The 16,948-nt window shown below is 63.2% G+C and carries 15 protein-coding genes; 7 read left to right on the top strand and 8 right to left on the bottom strand.

What is annotated here, in order from left to right; all coding sequences use genetic code 11:
• Positions 1-217: 217 nt before the first annotated feature.
• The 4 genes from KIP88_RS22815 to pcaB all read right to left on the bottom strand — a co-directional run bounded on the left by KIP88_RS22815 (position 218) and on the right by pcaB (position 7,413).
• A complete protein-coding gene (locus KIP88_RS22815) occupies positions 218-3,571 on the bottom strand; it encodes a peroxidase family protein (RefSeq protein WP_214490232.1) in 3,354 nt (1,117 codons plus the stop codon).
• Positions 3,572-4,351: 780 nt separating this feature from the next.
• A complete protein-coding gene (locus KIP88_RS22810; RefSeq protein WP_214490231.1) occupies positions 4,352-4,837 on the bottom strand; it encodes a hypothetical protein in 486 nt (161 codons plus the stop codon).
• A 184-nt stretch (positions 4,838-5,021) separates the two neighbouring features.
• Positions 5,022-6,017 (bottom strand): tripartite tricarboxylate transporter substrate binding protein, encoded by a 996-nt coding sequence (locus KIP88_RS22805; protein ID WP_214490230.1) that lies wholly within the window; start codon positions 6,015-6,017, stop codon positions 5,022-5,024.
• Between the two features lie 46 nt (positions 6,018-6,063).
• Positions 6,064-7,413, bottom strand: a complete 1,350-nt coding sequence (pcaB, locus tag KIP88_RS22800) for a 3-carboxy-cis,cis-muconate cycloisomerase (RefSeq protein WP_214490229.1) — start codon at positions 7,411-7,413, stop codon at positions 6,064-6,066.
• A 125-nt stretch (positions 7,414-7,538) separates the two neighbouring features.
• Here pcaB and KIP88_RS22795 point away from each other — a divergent pair, with 125 nt between their 5' ends.
• Entirely contained in the window at positions 7,539-8,321 is a 783-nt protein-coding gene (locus KIP88_RS22795; RefSeq protein WP_214490228.1) for a GntR family transcriptional regulator, read from the top strand.
• Between the two features lie 196 nt (positions 8,322-8,517).
• Here the strand turns inward: KIP88_RS22795 and KIP88_RS22790 are convergent, their stop codons facing one another.
• On the bottom strand, positions 8,518-8,775 hold the full coding sequence (locus KIP88_RS22790) for a hypothetical protein (RefSeq protein WP_214490227.1): 258 nt from the start codon (positions 8,773-8,775) through the stop codon (positions 8,518-8,520).
• Between the two features lie 275 nt (positions 8,776-9,050).
• Here KIP88_RS22790 and coaD point away from each other — a divergent pair, with 275 nt between their 5' ends.
• From coaD to KIP88_RS22760, 6 genes are all read left to right on the top strand, one after another.
• Positions 9,051-9,548, top strand: a complete 498-nt coding sequence (gene coaD / locus KIP88_RS22785; RefSeq protein ID WP_214490226.1) for a pantetheine-phosphate adenylyltransferase — start codon at positions 9,051-9,053, stop codon at positions 9,546-9,548.
• 47 nt (positions 9,549-9,595) lie between these two features.
• Complete coding sequence (locus tag KIP88_RS22780; protein WP_214490225.1) at positions 9,596-10,138, top strand: peptidylprolyl isomerase; 543 nt, start codon at positions 9,596-9,598, stop codon at positions 10,136-10,138.
• A gap of 4 nt (positions 10,139-10,142) precedes the next feature.
• Complete coding sequence (locus KIP88_RS22775) at positions 10,143-10,583, top strand: TonB C-terminal domain-containing protein (protein ID WP_214490224.1); 441 nt, start codon at positions 10,143-10,145, stop codon at positions 10,581-10,583.
• Positions 10,559-11,023: a peptidylprolyl isomerase gene (locus KIP88_RS22770; protein ID WP_214490223.1), complete on the top strand. Its 465-nt coding sequence runs from the start codon at positions 10,559-10,561 to the stop codon at positions 11,021-11,023. The genes KIP88_RS22775 and KIP88_RS22770 overlap by 25 nt, the downstream gene beginning before the upstream one ends.
• Before the next feature lie 142 nt (positions 11,024-11,165).
• Entirely contained in the window at positions 11,166-12,242 is a 1,077-nt protein-coding gene (gene queA, locus KIP88_RS22765) for a tRNA preQ1(34) S-adenosylmethionine ribosyltransferase-isomerase QueA (protein ID WP_214490222.1), read from the top strand.
• Between the two features lie 295 nt (positions 12,243-12,537).
• Complete coding sequence (locus KIP88_RS22760) at positions 12,538-13,839, top strand: sorbosone dehydrogenase family protein (RefSeq protein WP_214490221.1); 1,302 nt, start codon at positions 12,538-12,540, stop codon at positions 13,837-13,839.
• Between the two features lie 114 nt (positions 13,840-13,953).
• Here the strand turns inward: KIP88_RS22760 and KIP88_RS22755 are convergent, their stop codons facing one another.
• The 3 genes from KIP88_RS22755 to KIP88_RS22745 all read right to left on the bottom strand — a co-directional run bounded on the left by KIP88_RS22755 (position 13,954) and on the right by KIP88_RS22745 (position 16,857).
• Complete coding sequence (locus KIP88_RS22755; protein ID WP_214490220.1) at positions 13,954-14,979, bottom strand: aspartate-semialdehyde dehydrogenase; 1,026 nt, start codon at positions 14,977-14,979, stop codon at positions 13,954-13,956.
• Positions 14,980-15,230: 251 nt separating this feature from the next.
• The gene (locus tag KIP88_RS22750) at positions 15,231-15,836 is read right to left on the bottom strand and encodes a PepSY domain-containing protein (protein ID WP_214490242.1); all 606 of its coding nucleotides are present in this window, start codon (positions 15,834-15,836) and stop codon (positions 15,231-15,233) included.
• Between the two features lie 280 nt (positions 15,837-16,116).
• Positions 16,117-16,857, bottom strand: a complete 741-nt coding sequence (locus KIP88_RS22745) for a TetR/AcrR family transcriptional regulator (RefSeq protein ID WP_214490219.1) — start codon at positions 16,855-16,857, stop codon at positions 16,117-16,119.
• Between the last annotated feature and the right edge of the window lie 91 nt (positions 16,858-16,948).

Below are 16,948 nucleotides of genomic sequence, written 5' to 3'. Positions count from 1 at the left end.
TGGGTCAACGCACGACTTCCAAAGTGCGCGTTTTTGTTTGGGACCCGATCCGCGCAGAGCATCAGGGCCAGCGGCCAGACCTGCCGCATCAACAGGCCGGACACGTGACCGCACCCGACCAATGCTGCAGAACGTCAGAAAGTGCTGGTCGTTGCGGTACTGCGTATCGGGATTCTTGCCCGCACCCAGGCGCCGTGCGCCCGGGTGCGGAAGCGGATCAATGCTGCGGTCTGGTCAGGAAGGAATCCTGACCTCTGATGGCGCCATTCGACACAACGCCCTCGATCTGACCGGGATCGATCCGGCCGGGGCTGCCGGCCATATACTGATTCAGCAGCGCAAAGCTGTGGCTTGCCAGGGACGATGCGGTCGAGCCGTTCGCATGCGGGCTCACAGATCCCTGACGTGCCGGCCCCCCCGCGCTCGTGCCGGTCGCAGGCGTCTGATCGCTGGTGACCGGGTCGCGAAGCTGGCCCCACCATCCAGAGCCATGGCCACCCTTCGGCGGGGTCGACCCGTCTGCCAAAATCATCCGATCCGCAAATTGCAGGCGTTCGATATTCTGCAGCGTGTCCGTGCCGTCGGCACCGACTTTGTCGGTGACCGTGATTGACCCATCGGCATTATGAGTGATCGTGTAGTTCTTTGCCTTGCCCGAGAATAGGGCCGTGTCCGTGTCCGGAAGCGGCTCGCCGAACGGATTGCCATTATCACCGGTCAGGTGGTCGTCGCCCTGGCCCCCCTTGATCCAGTCATCGCCCTCGTTCCCCAGCAGCTCGTCGTTGCCGGCGCCTCCAAAGATCTGGTCATTGCCGAGGCCCCCGAAGACCTCGTCGTCGCCATCGCCGGCCTCGATGCGGTCGCGCCCCTCCAGGCCGACGAGCAGATCGGAGCCCGCGCCGCCCCATACCTTGTCGTTTCCGGCGGCGCCGTTGACGAAGTCGTCACCGTCGCCGCCCGTCAGGCGATCGTTGCCGTCGCCACCGATCACGGCATCGTTGCCGAGGGCGCCGTCGAGGACATCGTTGCCACCGTCGCCCCAGAGCGTATCGTCCCCGGCGCCGGACTGAATCCTGTCCCCCCGGTCGGTGCCGCCGATCACGACGTGATCGTCGCCAACAAACCCCAGCTTGCCTCCATGCTTGGTCATCACCAACGGATTTCCGGCAGCGTCGACCGGATAGGTTGACGGATCGCCGGCTTCGATCGTGTAGGTGGGCGCCGAGAAGACGTCGAAGGGAAGGTGAGTGGTACCAGTGTTGCGCATCACCAGCTCGGAGAATGACGTGCCCTCGAGCTGATTCAGGAAATTCGTACCTTCCAGCCGCGACAGGTAGTAAAAGCGGTCACCATTCTGCAGATTTTCCATCTGGGTTTCGAACACGAAGTTGAAGGTCGAGCCCAGCAGCCCGCCCGACGCCAGCGGCTTCTCCGCCAGGCCCCCGATCCACAGATCAACGTCATTGAGACCAGTCTCGACACCGGCGAAGGCTCCAGTGCCGTTGAGAAAATCAGTGTCCGGGCCAACGGTCTCGTCTGCCACTGTGGTCGGGTCATCCGCCGTCCCATAAACGAGCGTGACGGCCGCGGCACGTTTCTCCGCCACCGTGGCGGCAGCAGCGAGCAACGGATGAACGCCGTACGCTGCAATGAAGTTGACGAGAGACTCCGGGTGCTTGATCCCGCTGCCGAATTCCGCCCAGCTCGCATATGGCTTGAGATCGGGATCTCCGGTTTTTGCGTAGAACTGCTCGCGGACACTGTTAAGCGGTGCCACGCCGGTGTCACGGCCGCGCGCGAGGTTGATCGTCGCAAGGTCCAGAGGCAAACCGAGCAGATTGTTGCGCAGCGCATCGGTAACGAATTCGTCGACGCTGTTGGCGACCTCGCCCGTTGCTCCGCGCACGATCTCCGCTGCAGCATTGCCGTCGGCGCCACGCTCCGCATAGGCGAGCGGGTTGAGGAAGGCGTCAATCAGGCTGAGCTGCTGATCGCCTGCCACATCGGCATTGGCGTCGACCACGTTGCCGTCGGCATCCAGACGGTCAACAGTCTCGCGCAGCAGCGAGTGCCCGAACCGATAGACCGTGTGCGCGAACTCGGCCACGATCGCGGGATCGATGGTGACGTCGTGCGCCTCGAACTCATCGATGTTCGGCTGGATGCTGCGTGCAAAGTCCTCGAAGACAAGATGCTGGTATTGCATCTCGGTCCCAAATCTGGCGGCCTGGAACAGGCGCTCGCCATTCCAGTCACTCTCCTGGATCCCGTCGGAGATATCCGCGCCCGGCTTCAGCCACTGGCTCACGAAAGCTGGATCATTGTCCGCTTCGGCCAGGATCACCTCCTTCAGGTGCCCGATCAGCCGGTTGTGTTCCGCGTGGAAAACGTGATGAACGGCGGTCAAGCCGATATTCTCATTCCCGCGTCCGTCGCCGGTGATGTAGTGGGCATCGAGCAGCTCATTGTCGTAGTTGCCGCTCGTATCCGACCCGTCAAGGTTCGCGAGGCTGACCTCCGTGTCGCCGTCCGCGACCTTGTCGGTCGGAACGGCATCATGGGCAATGTCGTTCAGAAAGGCGTGTCCGGTGCGGATCGCCCCGGTGGTGCTGACGGGATTGGCGGGGTTGCCTTCTGTCAGGATGTCGTCGGGCGTGCCCACAATGCCGTCAGCGCCGGGCGCCATCACGAGTTGGGCGTATCCATGAGTTCCGGCCACGAAGCGCCCATAAGGGTCGGTTGCCAGCAAGGGAATGTTGGTCACATCGGCATCGGTCAGGTCGATGCCGAGCAGCTCCCGCGCTTGCGCCTTGACGTCAGCCCATGTTGCCAGGCCGCCATCGGCGCCTTCGAGCAGACGCCCGGTTGCCACCGGATTGCCGTCGGCGTCAAGCATGTACTCGCGCAGAAAAACCTGGTGTGACGGATGCGACGTGTACGTCTGGTTCTGATCGATTAACGGCGTCGTCTGGTTGGTGTGCTCGTGGACATCGTCCGAAGTCCCTACCTTCCCGTCTGCCCCGGCCAGGTTGGTCGCACGCGTCAACACCATGAAATTGGTCGGGCTGCCTTCAACGTAGAGAGGGTCGTCCGGCTGCAGTGGGATATACACTGTCCCGCTGTCGCCCTTGTTCACCAGATCCAGGCCATGGTCGAAGAACTGGCCGAACAACGTGAACCACTGATTGAACGGCGCCGCGCCATCGGGGTTCACGTTCGGAATAACCCCGTCGCCATCGCTGTCGACTGCGGCCGCCGCCGGGTTGCTGTTCGCGTTCTGGTCGGCAATCAGATTGCTGATGATCCGCGGCTGGGCGTCGATCACTGTATCTGTATCTTTGGTCTGGGAGTAGGACGTCCCGAGATCCGCTTCGCGGAACACGGGATCGGTCATCCGCGGGAACACCCGATCCGCGGCGCCGAAGCCCGACTGGCCTGGCACCACGCTGTTGTTCGTGCCGTCAACCGTCCGCAGTCCAAACGGAAGCGAAGGGTCCTCCAAAGGTGCGCCGGTTTCAGCGAAGCGAATTTGCGCGAGAATGAAATCGAGGTCTGATCGAATGAGTTGCATGTCCGTCTCCCTGATTTCCGAGTTGTGGAACTCCGGACGCCTCTGCGAAGGCATGCAGCCTGGGGATCGGGAGCCCACTCTGTGGCGCTTTAGCGATGAGAATGCGAAAGGTTGAAAGCTTTATCGCGCACAGGCAGTCACATATTTGGCAGCAACCGACGCCGGCGCGATCCGCAACATTTCACAGAAGCCGCGGAGTCATAGCCGCACCTCGCATCCATGAAGCCACTGCGTGCCAGATCGATGATGCGTGTTGCGACGGAGCCCGACCGTTGGTGTGTAGAGCTTTGCAGGCTTCTTCCGACAGCGCCTGGACATCGCGTCGATGGCTTCAGGCTCGATGCGGCGCGGTCGCCGAGATAGGTCCGCATCTGCGAGCGCGTGTCGATGTCGTAGACCGTGACCGACCAGAACATGATTTCCGTTGACTGAAAAACGTCGGCGAACTTCAGTGGTGGGTCGCGATATCTGAACGTTATCGGAAGTATCCCGCGACCTGCTTGGGGACATGGAAAGCTCCCGCAAAGACGCCGTCATCTTCTTGCAAACTGCTGCATGGATAGGCCGCCCAGTCAGTGTGGATTCTTGACCTGACGCTTGGAAGCCCTCAAGCCTGAGCCCTCATTGCCATAACTGGGGCGCAAATGCCCCACCTTCACCATGATTTATGCGTACATCCGGCCGCGCCTATTGGGCAGGGCCATGCCAATGACAGCTCAGTTCCATGAGACAACAGAAGCGGAGTTCGAGGTGCAGGTTCGCAACCTCGTGCGCCTCGTGTCAGCTTGCACCTTGGGGCTTTGGTCCTTTTCTGCGGGCCTGCTGATCGGGAGCTTTTTGCTGTTTTGAACAGTGATGCAGGGGCCGTTGGATCGCGCTCCTGTGCCGTTCAGCCTCGGCCGTCGTAAGCCTTGCGGTCTTTCTATCATCGGCTTGCTGCATTCTCCTTTTGTCGAACAGTATTCTTCCGGCGTAGGAAAATCCTGTCTCGTAGTGCATGTGGTCGCAATGTGCTGAACTTCTGATGGTTGGTGTGAGTGGCGGGATATGAGTAGTTTTCGTCGTGTTCAGGCTTTGCTTCAAAGCGTTGATGAAATGGCCAAGCTGATTGCTGACCTCCATGACCTTCGAATGCGGGTCCAGCGGGCCGAGGCGACAGCGCTTGCCAGGCGGCATGTCGCCGCAAGAAAGTCGGGCGGCGCCATTGCCGATTTGACCCGGCGGACGGCTGCGGCGAGGCTCAACTGAGCGGTTGGCGCGAAACAAGTCCGATCGGTCAGAGGTGCTCCCGAAAGCGGACGTCGGCTGCGCCGGCGGTCATGCTGGCTTTGGGCCTCAAGCAGACCTGACACTCAAACACCGACCTTGGGAGTGGCCGTTTCACCAAACTGTCGCGGGCCGGATTGAGTTCCCGGATTTCGCTTCGCTGCATCCGGGCTACGCGCAGGCATCACTCAATCGTCAAACCAGCTTTCTGGATCAGCGGCACCCAGCGATTGATTTCCGACTGGACGTAGTCGCGGAAGCCGGTTGGGGTGTTCGTCGCTTCCTCAGGCATTTCCAGGCCGAGCGGGGCGAGGCGGGCGCGCAGGGTCGCATCCTGGGTTGCCTTGCGGATCGAGGCGTTCAAGCGCGCCACGATCGGTTGCGGCGTTCCCTTGGGTGCAAGGAATCCGAGCCAGACCGGGAAGTCGAGGCCATCGACGCCGAACTCGTTGGTGGAGGGCACCTCGGGCATGGTGGAAATCCGCGCCGACCGAAACACCGCCAGCGGCCGCACGGTTTTCGCCTGAATTTGGGCCAGCGCCGTGAGCGACACTTCGACCATGTAATCGATCTGGCCCGCGATGAGATCGTTCATCGCAGGACCCGTTCCCCGATAGGAGACCAGATTGACCTTGGTGCCGAGCCGCACGTTCAGCATGGCGGCACCCATGTGCGCCGACGAGCCGGGTCCGGCGGTGCCGGCGTTGAGCTTGGCCTCGTTGGCGCGGACATATTCCACGAATGCCTTGAAGTTATCAGGCGGAAGGTCGCGCTTGACGATCAGCACCTGCGGAAGGTCGCCGAGCAATCCCAGATGTTCGTAGTCCGTGATGGGGTTGTATTTCAGGTTCTTGTAGAGCCCGACACTCGACACGTGGGTGCCGGCCTGGCCGATCTGGATCGTGTAGCCGTCAGGCGTCGCGCGCGCGGCCCTGGTCGAGCCGATCGTTCCGCCGGCGCCGGCGACGTTTTCGATCACCAGCGTTTGTCCCAGGTCGCGCGAGAGGAATTCCGCATAGATGCGCGCGATGGCGTCGGTCGGCCCGCCGGCGGCGAACGGCACGATGACGGTGATCGGCTTGTCCGGATAGTTCGTCTGGGCACGCAGGATCGAAGGCATGCAAAGTGCGCCTGCCAGGCCGAACGTGACTGCGCGGCGGTCAAGAATTCGGGACGCCATAAAGAGATCCTCCCAAGTGTTGATCGTTTTGTGTTGATCGTTTTGCTTATCGTTTGATGTGACGCGCCAGCACGCGGTCGACCATCGCTCCGGCCGTGCCAAGATAGTTGGACGGCTCGCACAGGGCGGCGAGCTGATCGCGGGGCAGGGCGGACGCGATCGCCGGCCGCCGCAGCAACGCATCGAGGAGCGCCTCGCCACGGTCGAACGCATCGCGGCAGGCGGCATAGACCTCGTCATGTGCAAGCTGACGGCCAAGCGCGGGCGCGAGCCCCATCATGACCGCTTCGGCCACGATCAGCCCGCGGGTGGAATCGAGGTTTCGCTTCATCGCCGCCTGATCGACGATCAGGCCGGAAAGCATGAATTGCGCCTGAGCCAGCGATCCGGCCGTGAGAAGACAGACCTGCGGCAGTGCCAGCCATTCGCAGTGCCATGGCCCGGTGGCGCGCTCGAGATCCTGCACCATGGCGTCGAGCATCAGCGAAGCGGCGTCGCGGGACATTTTCGCGTTTGCCAGCAGGATTTCCGACGAGATCGGATTGCGCTTCTGCGGCATGGTAGAGGACGCGCCACGATGCGAGGAGAAGGGCTCGAACACCTCGCCGATCTCGGTCGCCATCAGGATCATGACGTCGTAGCCGATCTTGCCGAGTGCGCCGCAGATCACCGCTGATGTCTGGACCATCTCGACCAGCCCGTCGCGGGCGACGTGCCAGGTGATGTCAGGCTCGGCAAGACCGAGGGCGCGCGCGTAGGCGGCGCGCACATCCAGCCCGCGTTCGCCGAGTGACGCCAGCGTGCCCACGGCGCCACCGAGCTGCGCCTGAAGCGCGCGAGGCTTGGCTTGTTCCAGCCGATCGGCCGAACGCTGCAGCGCCGAGAGCCAGATCGCAACCTTGTGCCCGAACGTGATCGGCAGGGCCTGCTGAAGATGGGTTCGCCCGGCCATCGGCGTATCGCGATGGAGGCGGGCGAGATCGGCAAGCGTGGCCATGACCTCGGCGAGCTGGGCTTCGATCAGCGCAACCGCCTCGCGCAGCTGCAGCACCGTCGCCGTGTCCATGATGTCCTGGGTGGTCGCGCCCCAATGCACGTAACGGCCGGCTTCGCCCAGTTGGTCCGAGAGCTGGCGCACCAGGCCGACGATGGGATAGCCGACGTTCTCGGTGTCGCGTTTCAACTGCTCGCGATCGAGCACGATCGCCGGGGCCAGGCGCGCGATCGCCTCGGCCGCCTCGCGCGGAATGACCCCGGCTTCGCCCTGGGCCACCGCAAGGGCCACTTCGGCCTGCACATAGGCCCGGAGCTGGGCGTCGTCGGAAAACACCGCCCGCATGGCCGGCGTCGAGAAGACGTCGCGATAGAGGACGCTGTCGAACATGGTGCTGGCCATGCGCCTGTTTCACTCCCCGTTAATATGTCCGGCCATATGATTGATGCGTACAAATTTGTCAAGCGTGGATGCGGGGCCGCCGAAGTCGTGCTAAGCGTCGCCCCGACCGCGAGAACCGTTTCGACATGCCAATTTACGAGGATATCGCCCGCGATTTGCTGGAGGCGATCCACCGGGGCCAGTATCCGGTCGGCGGCCTGATACCGACCGAACTGGAGCTTGCCGCGCGCTATGATGTGAGCCGGCAGACCGTGCGCGCGGCGATGCGGCGGCTCACCGAGCTTGGGGCGGTTTCGCGCCGCAAGGGGTCCGGCACGCGAGTGGAGACGCGCGAACGTCCGCAGGAGAGTTTTCAGCAGACGCTCGGCTCATTGGGCGATCTCGTGGCGCTTGCCGAGGCGACGGATCGCGACATCAGAAGCATCGACACCGTCGTGATGGACCGCAAGGCGGCGCGGCGCTTTGGCTGTCAGCCGGGGTCGCGCTGGCTGCGGATCGCCTACGTTCGTGCATCGACAAAGCCCAGGAGTCCGCCATTGGCCTGGGTCGATTGCTATGTCGAAGAAAGCTACGCGGATGCCGTGCGCGACATCAGAAAAGACCGCCGCCTGGTCTGCGACATGGTTGCAGACAGTTACGGTGTGATCGCCTCCGAAGTGCATCAGACGGTTGAGGCGACCGTCGTTCCGAACGAGTTTGCCAAGGCGCTGGGAGCAGAAGCCGGATCGCCCGCGCTCGAAGTGATCCGGCGATATCTGGACTCGCACGGCCGCCTGTTCGAAATCTCGGAAAGCATCCATCCCGCCGGCCGATACGTCGTGACGTCGGTGCTCAAGCGTGTCGGCAATCCGGGGACGGCAGACGGCCGCGCGAAGGGATCTTCCAGCAAAGCGAGACCGCGCGCCTGAGGCAGTAGCCCGGGTGGAGCGCAGCGGAACCCGGGATCAGCCTGTCCGCTGGCGATACCTTTCCCGGATTACGCTGCGCTCCATCCGGGCTACGCGCTAATCCAAGGCGGCCAGAACGCAAATGGCGAGCAGGGGGCATCCCTGCTCGCCAATACTGCGGTTCCCTGGAGGTCAGTCGGAACGAAGACTTTTGCCGTTACGGGGTCCGGTCGGCGGTCACCAGGCGCGCTTCACGCACAACCGACTTGGAGCCTGCGGCGCGGAGGCAGGAAGCTTCGAAATTCGGCCAGGCCTGCTGCGAGCAATCCTTGCCGACGGTGCGGATATCGAGGCGGTCACCCTTGGCAAGCGCCTGCGGAACACTGGCTTCGACCTGGGGGGCAAAGCCGGGCAATACGGTCAGCGCGGCGGCAATGAAACCAGCAACAGCGATTGCGGAAAAAGCCTTGATCATGACGGTCCCCTGTCATGGGCCTTCGCGGCCCGTCGTTCGTTGGATGGACTTGTAGCCAGCGCCAGTTTCCGGCCGTCTTCACCAAGTCCGAAAATGGTTTCGTCGCGGCCGAGTTTTGTTTCGTCGTCCATTGGCGGACGAAACAATCCCGGCTCGCCCAAGGGAGACGCCCGGGCCCCATGACTGGTTCATTGGCCGATCCGAAATATAAAGCCTCGCCAGGGAGGAACCTTGCCCGGCTTGCCGGGCCGCCCGGGGCGGGGTAGATGGGGCCTATGCCCCGTATCGCGCTCTACCCCGGCTCATTCGATCCCGTCACCAACGGCCATCTGGACGTGGTGAGGCACGCCGTCACCCTGTGTGACCGCCTGATCGTCGCCGTGGCGGTCAATTCCAGTAAAAAGCCGTTGTTTTCGACCGAAGAGCGTCTGGCTATGCTTCAGGAAGTATGCGGACCGATCGCCCAGAAGGCTGGCTGCGCCTTCGATTGCACGACGTACGACAACCTTACTGTCACAGCCGCCCAGAAGGCGGGCGCGACCATCATGATTCGCGGCCTGCGTGATGGCACCGATCTCGACTACGAAATGCAGCTCGCCGGCATGAACGAGGCCATGGCGCCCGACGTGCATACGGTGTTCGTTCCGGCCTCGCCGGCGGTCCGCCCGATCACCGCCACACTGGTGCGCCAAATCGCTCAGATGGGCGGCGATTTCTCCGCGTTCGTGCCGGCGTCGGTCGCCGCCAGCCTCAAGGCCAAATTCGCGGGCTGACCCGCTAGTCTGAGATGCTTTCCCGTTATCACCTGTCCGGAGTTTTCATGATCCGAATTCTCGCCGTTCTCGCCGCGCTGTTCTTTGTGGCCCCTGCGATCGCCCAGCCGCTGCCCGCCAATCTCGACAAGGCGAATGCGATCGTGATCGACACCACCAAGGGCCGCATCGTGATCAAGCTGCGGACCGACCTCGCGCCCCAGCATGCCGAGCGCATCAAGCTGCTCGCGCGCGAGGGCTATTACAACAACGTGCCGTTCCATCGCGTGATCGAAGGATTCATGGCGCAGACCGGCGACGGCAAGAATTTCAACGGTACCGGCGGTTCGAAACATCCGAACCTGGCGGCCGAGTTCTCCAGCGTGCCGTTCAAGCGCGGCATCGTCGGCATGGCCCGAACGAGCGATCCCAATTCAGCCAATTCGCAGTTCTTCATCATGTTCGCCGAAGGCGCGTCGTTGAACAACAAGTACACCGTGATCGGCGAAGTGGTGTCGGGCATGGATGTGGTCGACAAGATCAAGCGCGGCGAGCCTGTGGCCGATCCCGACAAGATGGTGAAGGTGCAGGTCGCATCCGACGTCAAGTGAGGCCATGACGTCGCCGCGCTGCAAGCCATCCGTCTGGTTTGCCGCCGCTCTCGTGTGGCTTGCGTCGGCGGCGCATGCATCGGCCCAGCTGGAGCAGCTCGACACCATCAAGGACGTCTACGCCAAATTGTATTCCTGCTGGCGGCCGCCGCCTGTCTCGCGCGCCAACCCGATGGACATTACGGTCATCGTCAGTTTCAACCGCGCGGGCGCCATTCTCGGTCAACCAAGGATTACCTATGAATCCGCAAACGCCGGCGATAACGACCGGATCGCGTACCGAATTGCGGTAATGGAAACATTGCAACGCTGTACGCCGTTGCCATTTACCGAGGGACTAGGCGGTGCGGTCGCCGGCCGGCCTTTCGCGGTCCAATTTCGAACCCGCAAACGTCCACCCAAACCAGAAGAGAAAAGAGCATGGCTGATACCGAAAATACTTTGATCCTTGAAACCACCCAGGGACCCGTCACCATCGAAATGCGCCCCGATTTGGCGCCTGGCCATGTCGCCCGGATCCAGGAACTGGTGCGCGAGGGATTTTACGACGGCATCGTGTTCCACCGCGTGATCGAGGGCTTCATGGCGCAGACCGGATGCCCGCACGGCACCGGCACCGGCGGTTCCGGCAAGAAGCTGAAGGCCGAATTCAACAAGGAACCGCATGTCCGCGGCACCACCTCGATGGCCCGCGCCGCGAGCCCGGATTCCGGCGACAGCCAGTTCTTCATCTGCTTCGACGACGCCTCCTTCCTCAACGGCCAGTACACGGTCTGGGGCAAGGTCACCTCGGGCATGGAGAACGTCGACAAGATCAAGCGCGGCGAGCCGGTGCAGAATCCGGACAAGATCGTCAAGGCGCGGATGGCCGTCGACGCGGCTTGAGCAGTAACGAACTCCAATGTCATGCCCCGCGAAAGCGGGGCATCCAGTACTCGCCGCTTTCATTATAAGAGACGACGGTGAGTACTGGATCGCCGCCGCAGTGCGCAATTGCGCACAAGGCGGGCGATGACGGCCTGGGCCTATGCGCACCGATCTCTTCGACTTCGAACTCCCTGCCACCAGCATCGCGCTGCGGCCCGCTAGCCCGCGCGATACCGCGCGCATGCTGGTCGTGCAGCCCGACGGCGTGTTGTATGACCGCAGCGTCTCTGAACTGCCGCAATGGCTGCAGCCGGGCGACCAGCTCGTCGTCAACGACACCAAGGTGATATCAGCCCAACTCAAAGGCCGCCGCATCGGTCGCGAGACCGAACCCAAGATCGAGGCGACGCTGATCAAGCGGCTGGACGGCTCGCGCTGGCGCGCGCTGGTCAAGCCGGCGAAGAAGCTCGCGCCCGGCGACATCGTTCGCTTCGGCAATGAAGGCAAGGTCTGCCTGCTCGGCCATCTCGACGCCGAGGTCGAGGCCAAGGGCGAGGAGGGCGAGATCACGCTGTCGTTCTCGTTTCATGGACCGGCGCTGGATCAGGCCATCGCCGATCTCGGCACGCCGCCGCTGCCGCCTTACATCGCCTCCAAGCGCACGCCCGACGATCGCGATGCCGCCGACTACCAGACCATGTTCGCGGCGAATGAAGGTGCGGTTGCGGCCCCGACCGCGGGACTGCATTTCACGCCTGAGCTGGAAGCGGCGCTGCGCGGCCGCGGCGTAGACCTGCACCGGCTGACCTTGCATGTCGGGGCAGGGACCTTCCTGCCGGTCAAGGTCGAGGAGACCTCCGAGCACAGGATGCATGCCGAGTGGGGGGCGATCTCGGCCGATACCGCTGATGCCTTGAACGCCGCGCACGCCAAAGGCGGGCGCATAGTAGCTGTCGGCACCACGTCGCTGCGGCTATTGGAGAGCGCTGCGAGCGAAGACGGCACCATCCAGCCGTTCGACGGCGAGACCTCGATCTTCATCACGCCGGGCTATTGCTTTCGCGCGGTCGATATTCTCATGACCAATTTCCACCTGCCGCGCTCGACGCTGTTCATGCTGGTGTCGGCCTTCTCCGGTCTCGATACGATGAAGGGCGCCTATGCGCATGCGATTGCGGCGGGGTACCGGTTCTATTCCTACGGGGATGCCTGCCTGCTGTTTCGCGCGCGGGATTGACGCAAAGCCGGGCGTCTTGGCTGCCGTGCCGGGCTTGAAAAAGAAGCCCGCCAGTGCGGCGGGCAAAGGTTCAGGGAGGAAGCGCTCTGACAAAAAAGCGCCAATATCTGTCTCGTCGATTCGGCCGCTCCCGCCAAGATAGTATAACTACCGGCTTCTACGCATCTCACGAACGCTGTTGCAGCGGTGCCACCATGCGCGTGCGTCGCATGCGCCGGCGCTATCGTACCTCGACGACGAGGTTCCAACGCATTCTCACGTCGGATAGGGTGCGCGCGATCATCTGGAGAATTTCATGAACATGTCGGGTATTTTTGCGCGCGTCGTCGCGCTGATCGGCGCCGGCGCGCTGCTATGGCGCCGTTCGCAGGGATCTGCGCCTGCACCGGCCTGGGGCAACACGCCGGCGATTCCGGAGGCGAAGCCGCAAGGCGCCATCCCGACGCTCAAGATGCCGACGGCCCAGGGCTGGAGCGACGGGCAGAAGCCGACCGCTGCACCCGGGCTCAAGGTCAACGCGTTCGCGAAAGACCTGGACCACCCGCGCTGGATCAACGTGTTGCCCAATGGCGACGTCCTCATTGCCGAGTCGAACCAGATCGCCGGACCGCCCAGGAACGTGTTCCATTATGCGATGCAGGCGACGATGCGGCGCGCGGCGGCGCTCGGCGTCAGCGCCAACCGCATCACCTTGTTGCGGGATCGCGACGGTGATGGCGTTGCCGAAGGACGCGGGATCTTCATGGAAGGATTGAGCCAGCCGTTCGGCATGGCGCTGGTGGGCGACACCTTCTATGTCGGCAACACCGACGGCGTGGTCGCCTTTCCCTACGTCGCGGGCGCGGACCGCATCACCGCCGAGGGGCGGAAGCTTGTGGCGTTCAAGCCCGCCGGGCACTGGACGCGGAGCCTGCTGCCGAGCGCGGACGGCAAAAAACTCTATGCCGGCGTCGGCTCGCTCAGCAACATCGCCGAGAACGGCATGGAAGTGGAGGAGGGCCGCGCTGCGGTCTATGAGCTCGATCTGGCCGATGGCACGAGCCGCATCTTCGGCAGCGGCTTGCGCAACGCGGTGGGCCTCGCATGGGAGCCCAACACAAGCGTGCTCTGGACCGTCGTCAACGAGCGCGATGGCCTCGGCGACGAGACGCCGCCGGACTATCTGACCTCGGTGCGCGACGGCGGCTTCTACGGCTGGCCCTATTGCTACTGGGGACAGACGGTGGACGACCGCGTGCCGCAGGATCCGGCCATGGTCGCGAAGGCGATTCAACCGGACTATGCGCTCGGCGGCCACACCGCCTCACTCGGCCTGTGCTGGATGCCATCAGGCACGCTGCCCGGCTTTCCGGACGGCATGGTGATCGGCCAGCACGGCTCCTGGAATCGCAGCACGCTGAGCGGCTATGCCGTTGTCTTCGTGCCGTTCGAGAACGGGCGCCCCTCCGGTCCGCCGCGGGATATTTTGACCGGATTTCTCGCACCCGACGAGAAGGTCTCCTACGGGCGGCCGGTCGGCGTAACGCTCGGCCCCGACGGCTCGCTGCTGGTGGCTGATGATGTCGGCAACGTCATCTGGCGCGTAACGGGCGCGTAGATGCCGTAGGGTGGGCAAAGCGAAGCGTGCCCACCATTCACTTGCCATGCGGAAAGATGGTGGGCACGGCGCAAGTGCGCCTTTGCCCACCCTACGGTTCCTACGATTCCAGCGTCACGCCATCGCACGCTGCGGCAGCAATTCCGCGATCTGGATCGCGTTGAGCGCCGCGCCCTTCAGAAGCTGGTCGGCCGACACGAACATCGAGATCGAGTGGCCGCTGGCGTCGCTGAGATCCTTGCGGATACGGCCGACCAAAACGTCGTCCTGGCCGGACGCATCGATCGGCATCGGGAAGTAGTTCTTCGCCCGGTCATCGACGATCTTGACGCCCGGCGCCTTCGACAGGATGGCGCGCACCTCGTGCTCGGTGATCGGCTTCTCGCATTCGAAGGTGATCGCCTCACAATGGGCGCGCAGCACCGGCACGCGGACGCAGGTGACGCCGATGGCGATCTGCTCGTCCTCGAAGATCTTGCGGGTCTCCTTGATCACCTTGGTTTCTTCGCCGTTGTAGCCGGTCTCGGGATCGATTTCGGTGTTGTGGCTGAAGACGTTGAACGCATAAGGCAGCGGGATCACCTTTGGCGTGAAAGGTCGGCCGTCAAGATAGGCGCGGGTCGATTCCACCAATTCCTCCATCGCCGCGGCGCCTGCGCCGCTCGCCGCCTGATAGGTCGAGAGGATCACGCGCTTGATGCGGTTCTGTCGATGGATCGGCCACAGCGGCACCAGCGCTGTGATCGCCGAACAGTTCGGAACGGCGATGATGCCCTTGTGCTCGCGGATGCGGTTGGCGTTGATCTCGGGGATCACCAGCGGCACGTTTGGGTCCATCCGGAAGGCGGAGGAATTGTCGATTACGACCGCGCCGGACTTCACGGCTGCCGGGGAGAACTTGCGCGAGATACCGGCGCCCGCCGAGAACAACGCGATGTCGACGCCCTCAAACGACTTTTCGGTGAGCTCTTCGATGACGATCCTCTCACCGCGAAAGTCGATGGTCTTGCCGGCCGAGCGGGCGCTCGCCAGCGCCTTGAGCTTGCGGACCGGGAAAGCACGTCTGTCCATGGTGGCGATGAATTCGGCACCGACTGCGCCGGTCACGCCGGCGATGGCAACAACGGGTTCGTAGCTCACGGTTCTATCCTCTGTTTGAGCATCAATGCTGCGGGCAATAAAAAAGCCCCGGTCCTTTTCAGGCGGGGCTTCGGTTCAGATAATGCGATCGTTCGACTACGCGCGCACGGCTCCCGAGCCCCCGGAGGGTGCTTTGGTTTTCGTGGTCGCTTTGGTCGACGTCGTCATGGCGCGGACTTATGCGGCAGCTTTGAGCTGCCGTCAACGGGTTTTGGCCTCATCCGGGCTGCAACGGGGGCAGCGCGGCCCGGTCATCGCCGACCTGCGGCGCCAGGAGGCTCGAGGATGACCTCCTTCAGGTCGCTGCCACTCATGACGACGATCGCGAAATTCAGCCGGCCGCGTTCGCGGATCAGGCCGCCGCTGATGGCCTTGCCCGACGCCGCTTGCTCCGCCACGCGAACGGCATCTGCCAAGCGGTGCCGGATCGTCCTGAGTGCAGCGAGGTTGCTGCGGTTCTCGGCAGCGACCTCCTTCAGGGGCAGGGCGGCTTCGCCGCCGACGATCTTGCCAGTCGTAGCGTCGATGGCGTGATGCCAGATGCGGTCGTTGTGAAGGGTCTTTACCCGGTAGACCGGCGCATCCGACGCGCCGTCGAAGCTGACATCGGCGGTCGTAGCTCCAGCATGCAGGGCTTCGGCGATGGCCATCGCCTGGCTCAGCGAGACCGCCGACCCGCGAAAAAGCGCGAGCTCGCGGTTGACGGCCTGCTGATCGGACGCGGCGGCATCGCCGGTCTCATCGCGGAGCGAAGCTGGCTCGCCGGTCGACGATGCGTTGGCATAGATCGGGGCAGGGAGGATGATCGCCACCAGGAAGATTGCAAGCAACTGTCTCCAACTTCTCGGCGCATGCATGTTTGCAGTCTTTCTGCTTGAGCCTGTCTCTACCGGCGGACGAGCCGGATCGTCCAAATGAAAGTGCGGCCGACCCCCTTGGAGGCAGACGGGTCGGCCGCGGAACGTCGCAAACGGGCTGTACCGCTGTTTGCGGCGATCGAAGCGACGCGAGCCCTGCTGGGACCATTGAAAGCCGGAGCCCGCACTTCGCTTATAACAAAACCATACCGTATCGTTTTGTTATGTCAACGATGCCGCCCTGCGATAACGCACGTGAAATTCCGATCTCACGGAATTGTCAGCGGGAAGGGCGTCGCCGAGTGGTTCCCTTGGGGATGGACTGAACGCGGCTCGGTGGCCCGAGTGCACCGGCCAGGAAAAGCCTGATCGCCAAACGCATGCGTTTTTCGGCGGACTTCATCTCCAGCGGCGTTCCGAACGTCGCCATGCGGTGCGTGTGACCGACGACCACGTCGAGGAAGACCTCAGCCGCGATGCCGGTATCCTCGATGTCCATAGCGCCTTGTGCGACCAATTTATCAAAGAAGCGGGCGGTCGTGGAAACGGCCTTCAGCCAGCCTTCTTCCTTGCCAAGCTTGGCAATGTCGGGAAAGTTGATGGCCTGTGACGTCATCATGCGGCTGAACGCGACGGCATCAGGACCGCAGGTGAACATCAGCATCTCGCGCCCGACCTCGATCAGGCGCTGCTCGACCGAAATGTCCGAGGAACGCGTGAGTTGCATCTCGGCCGCTTCAGCAAGCGGCGCAAGCCAACGCGCTATCTCGCGCCTCAGCACCTCCGCAAACAGCCCGCGCTTGTCGCCATAGCGCGAATAGACGGTGGGCTTGCTGACCCGGGCCGCTTCCGCAACCGCGTCAAGCGAGGTCGCATCGTAGCCCCGGTCCAGAAAAAGACGGGTGGCAACCTCGATCAGCCGCTGATCGCGCTCGATGGCGGCGCTCTTCGTCGGCCGGCCGCCGCGCGACTTCGGGACGTCTCGTCTGGCCGATCTGGCCCTGGTCGCAGTCAATCCCATGCCCATTGATTCCTGCGCGGTCGTTATAGTTGTCATTGCTCTATAACGCGCAGTAGGAGGGACGTCATCGCGAATCTGGCCGAATTAGCCA

The organism is Bradyrhizobium sp. SRL28, assembly GCF_018596315.1.
In the GTDB taxonomy this organism is placed as follows: domain Bacteria; phylum Pseudomonadota; class Alphaproteobacteria; order Rhizobiales; family Xanthobacteraceae; genus Bradyrhizobium.
Note: the sequence above shows the minus strand (reverse complement) of the source record. Positions and strands in the feature narration are given on the sequence as shown.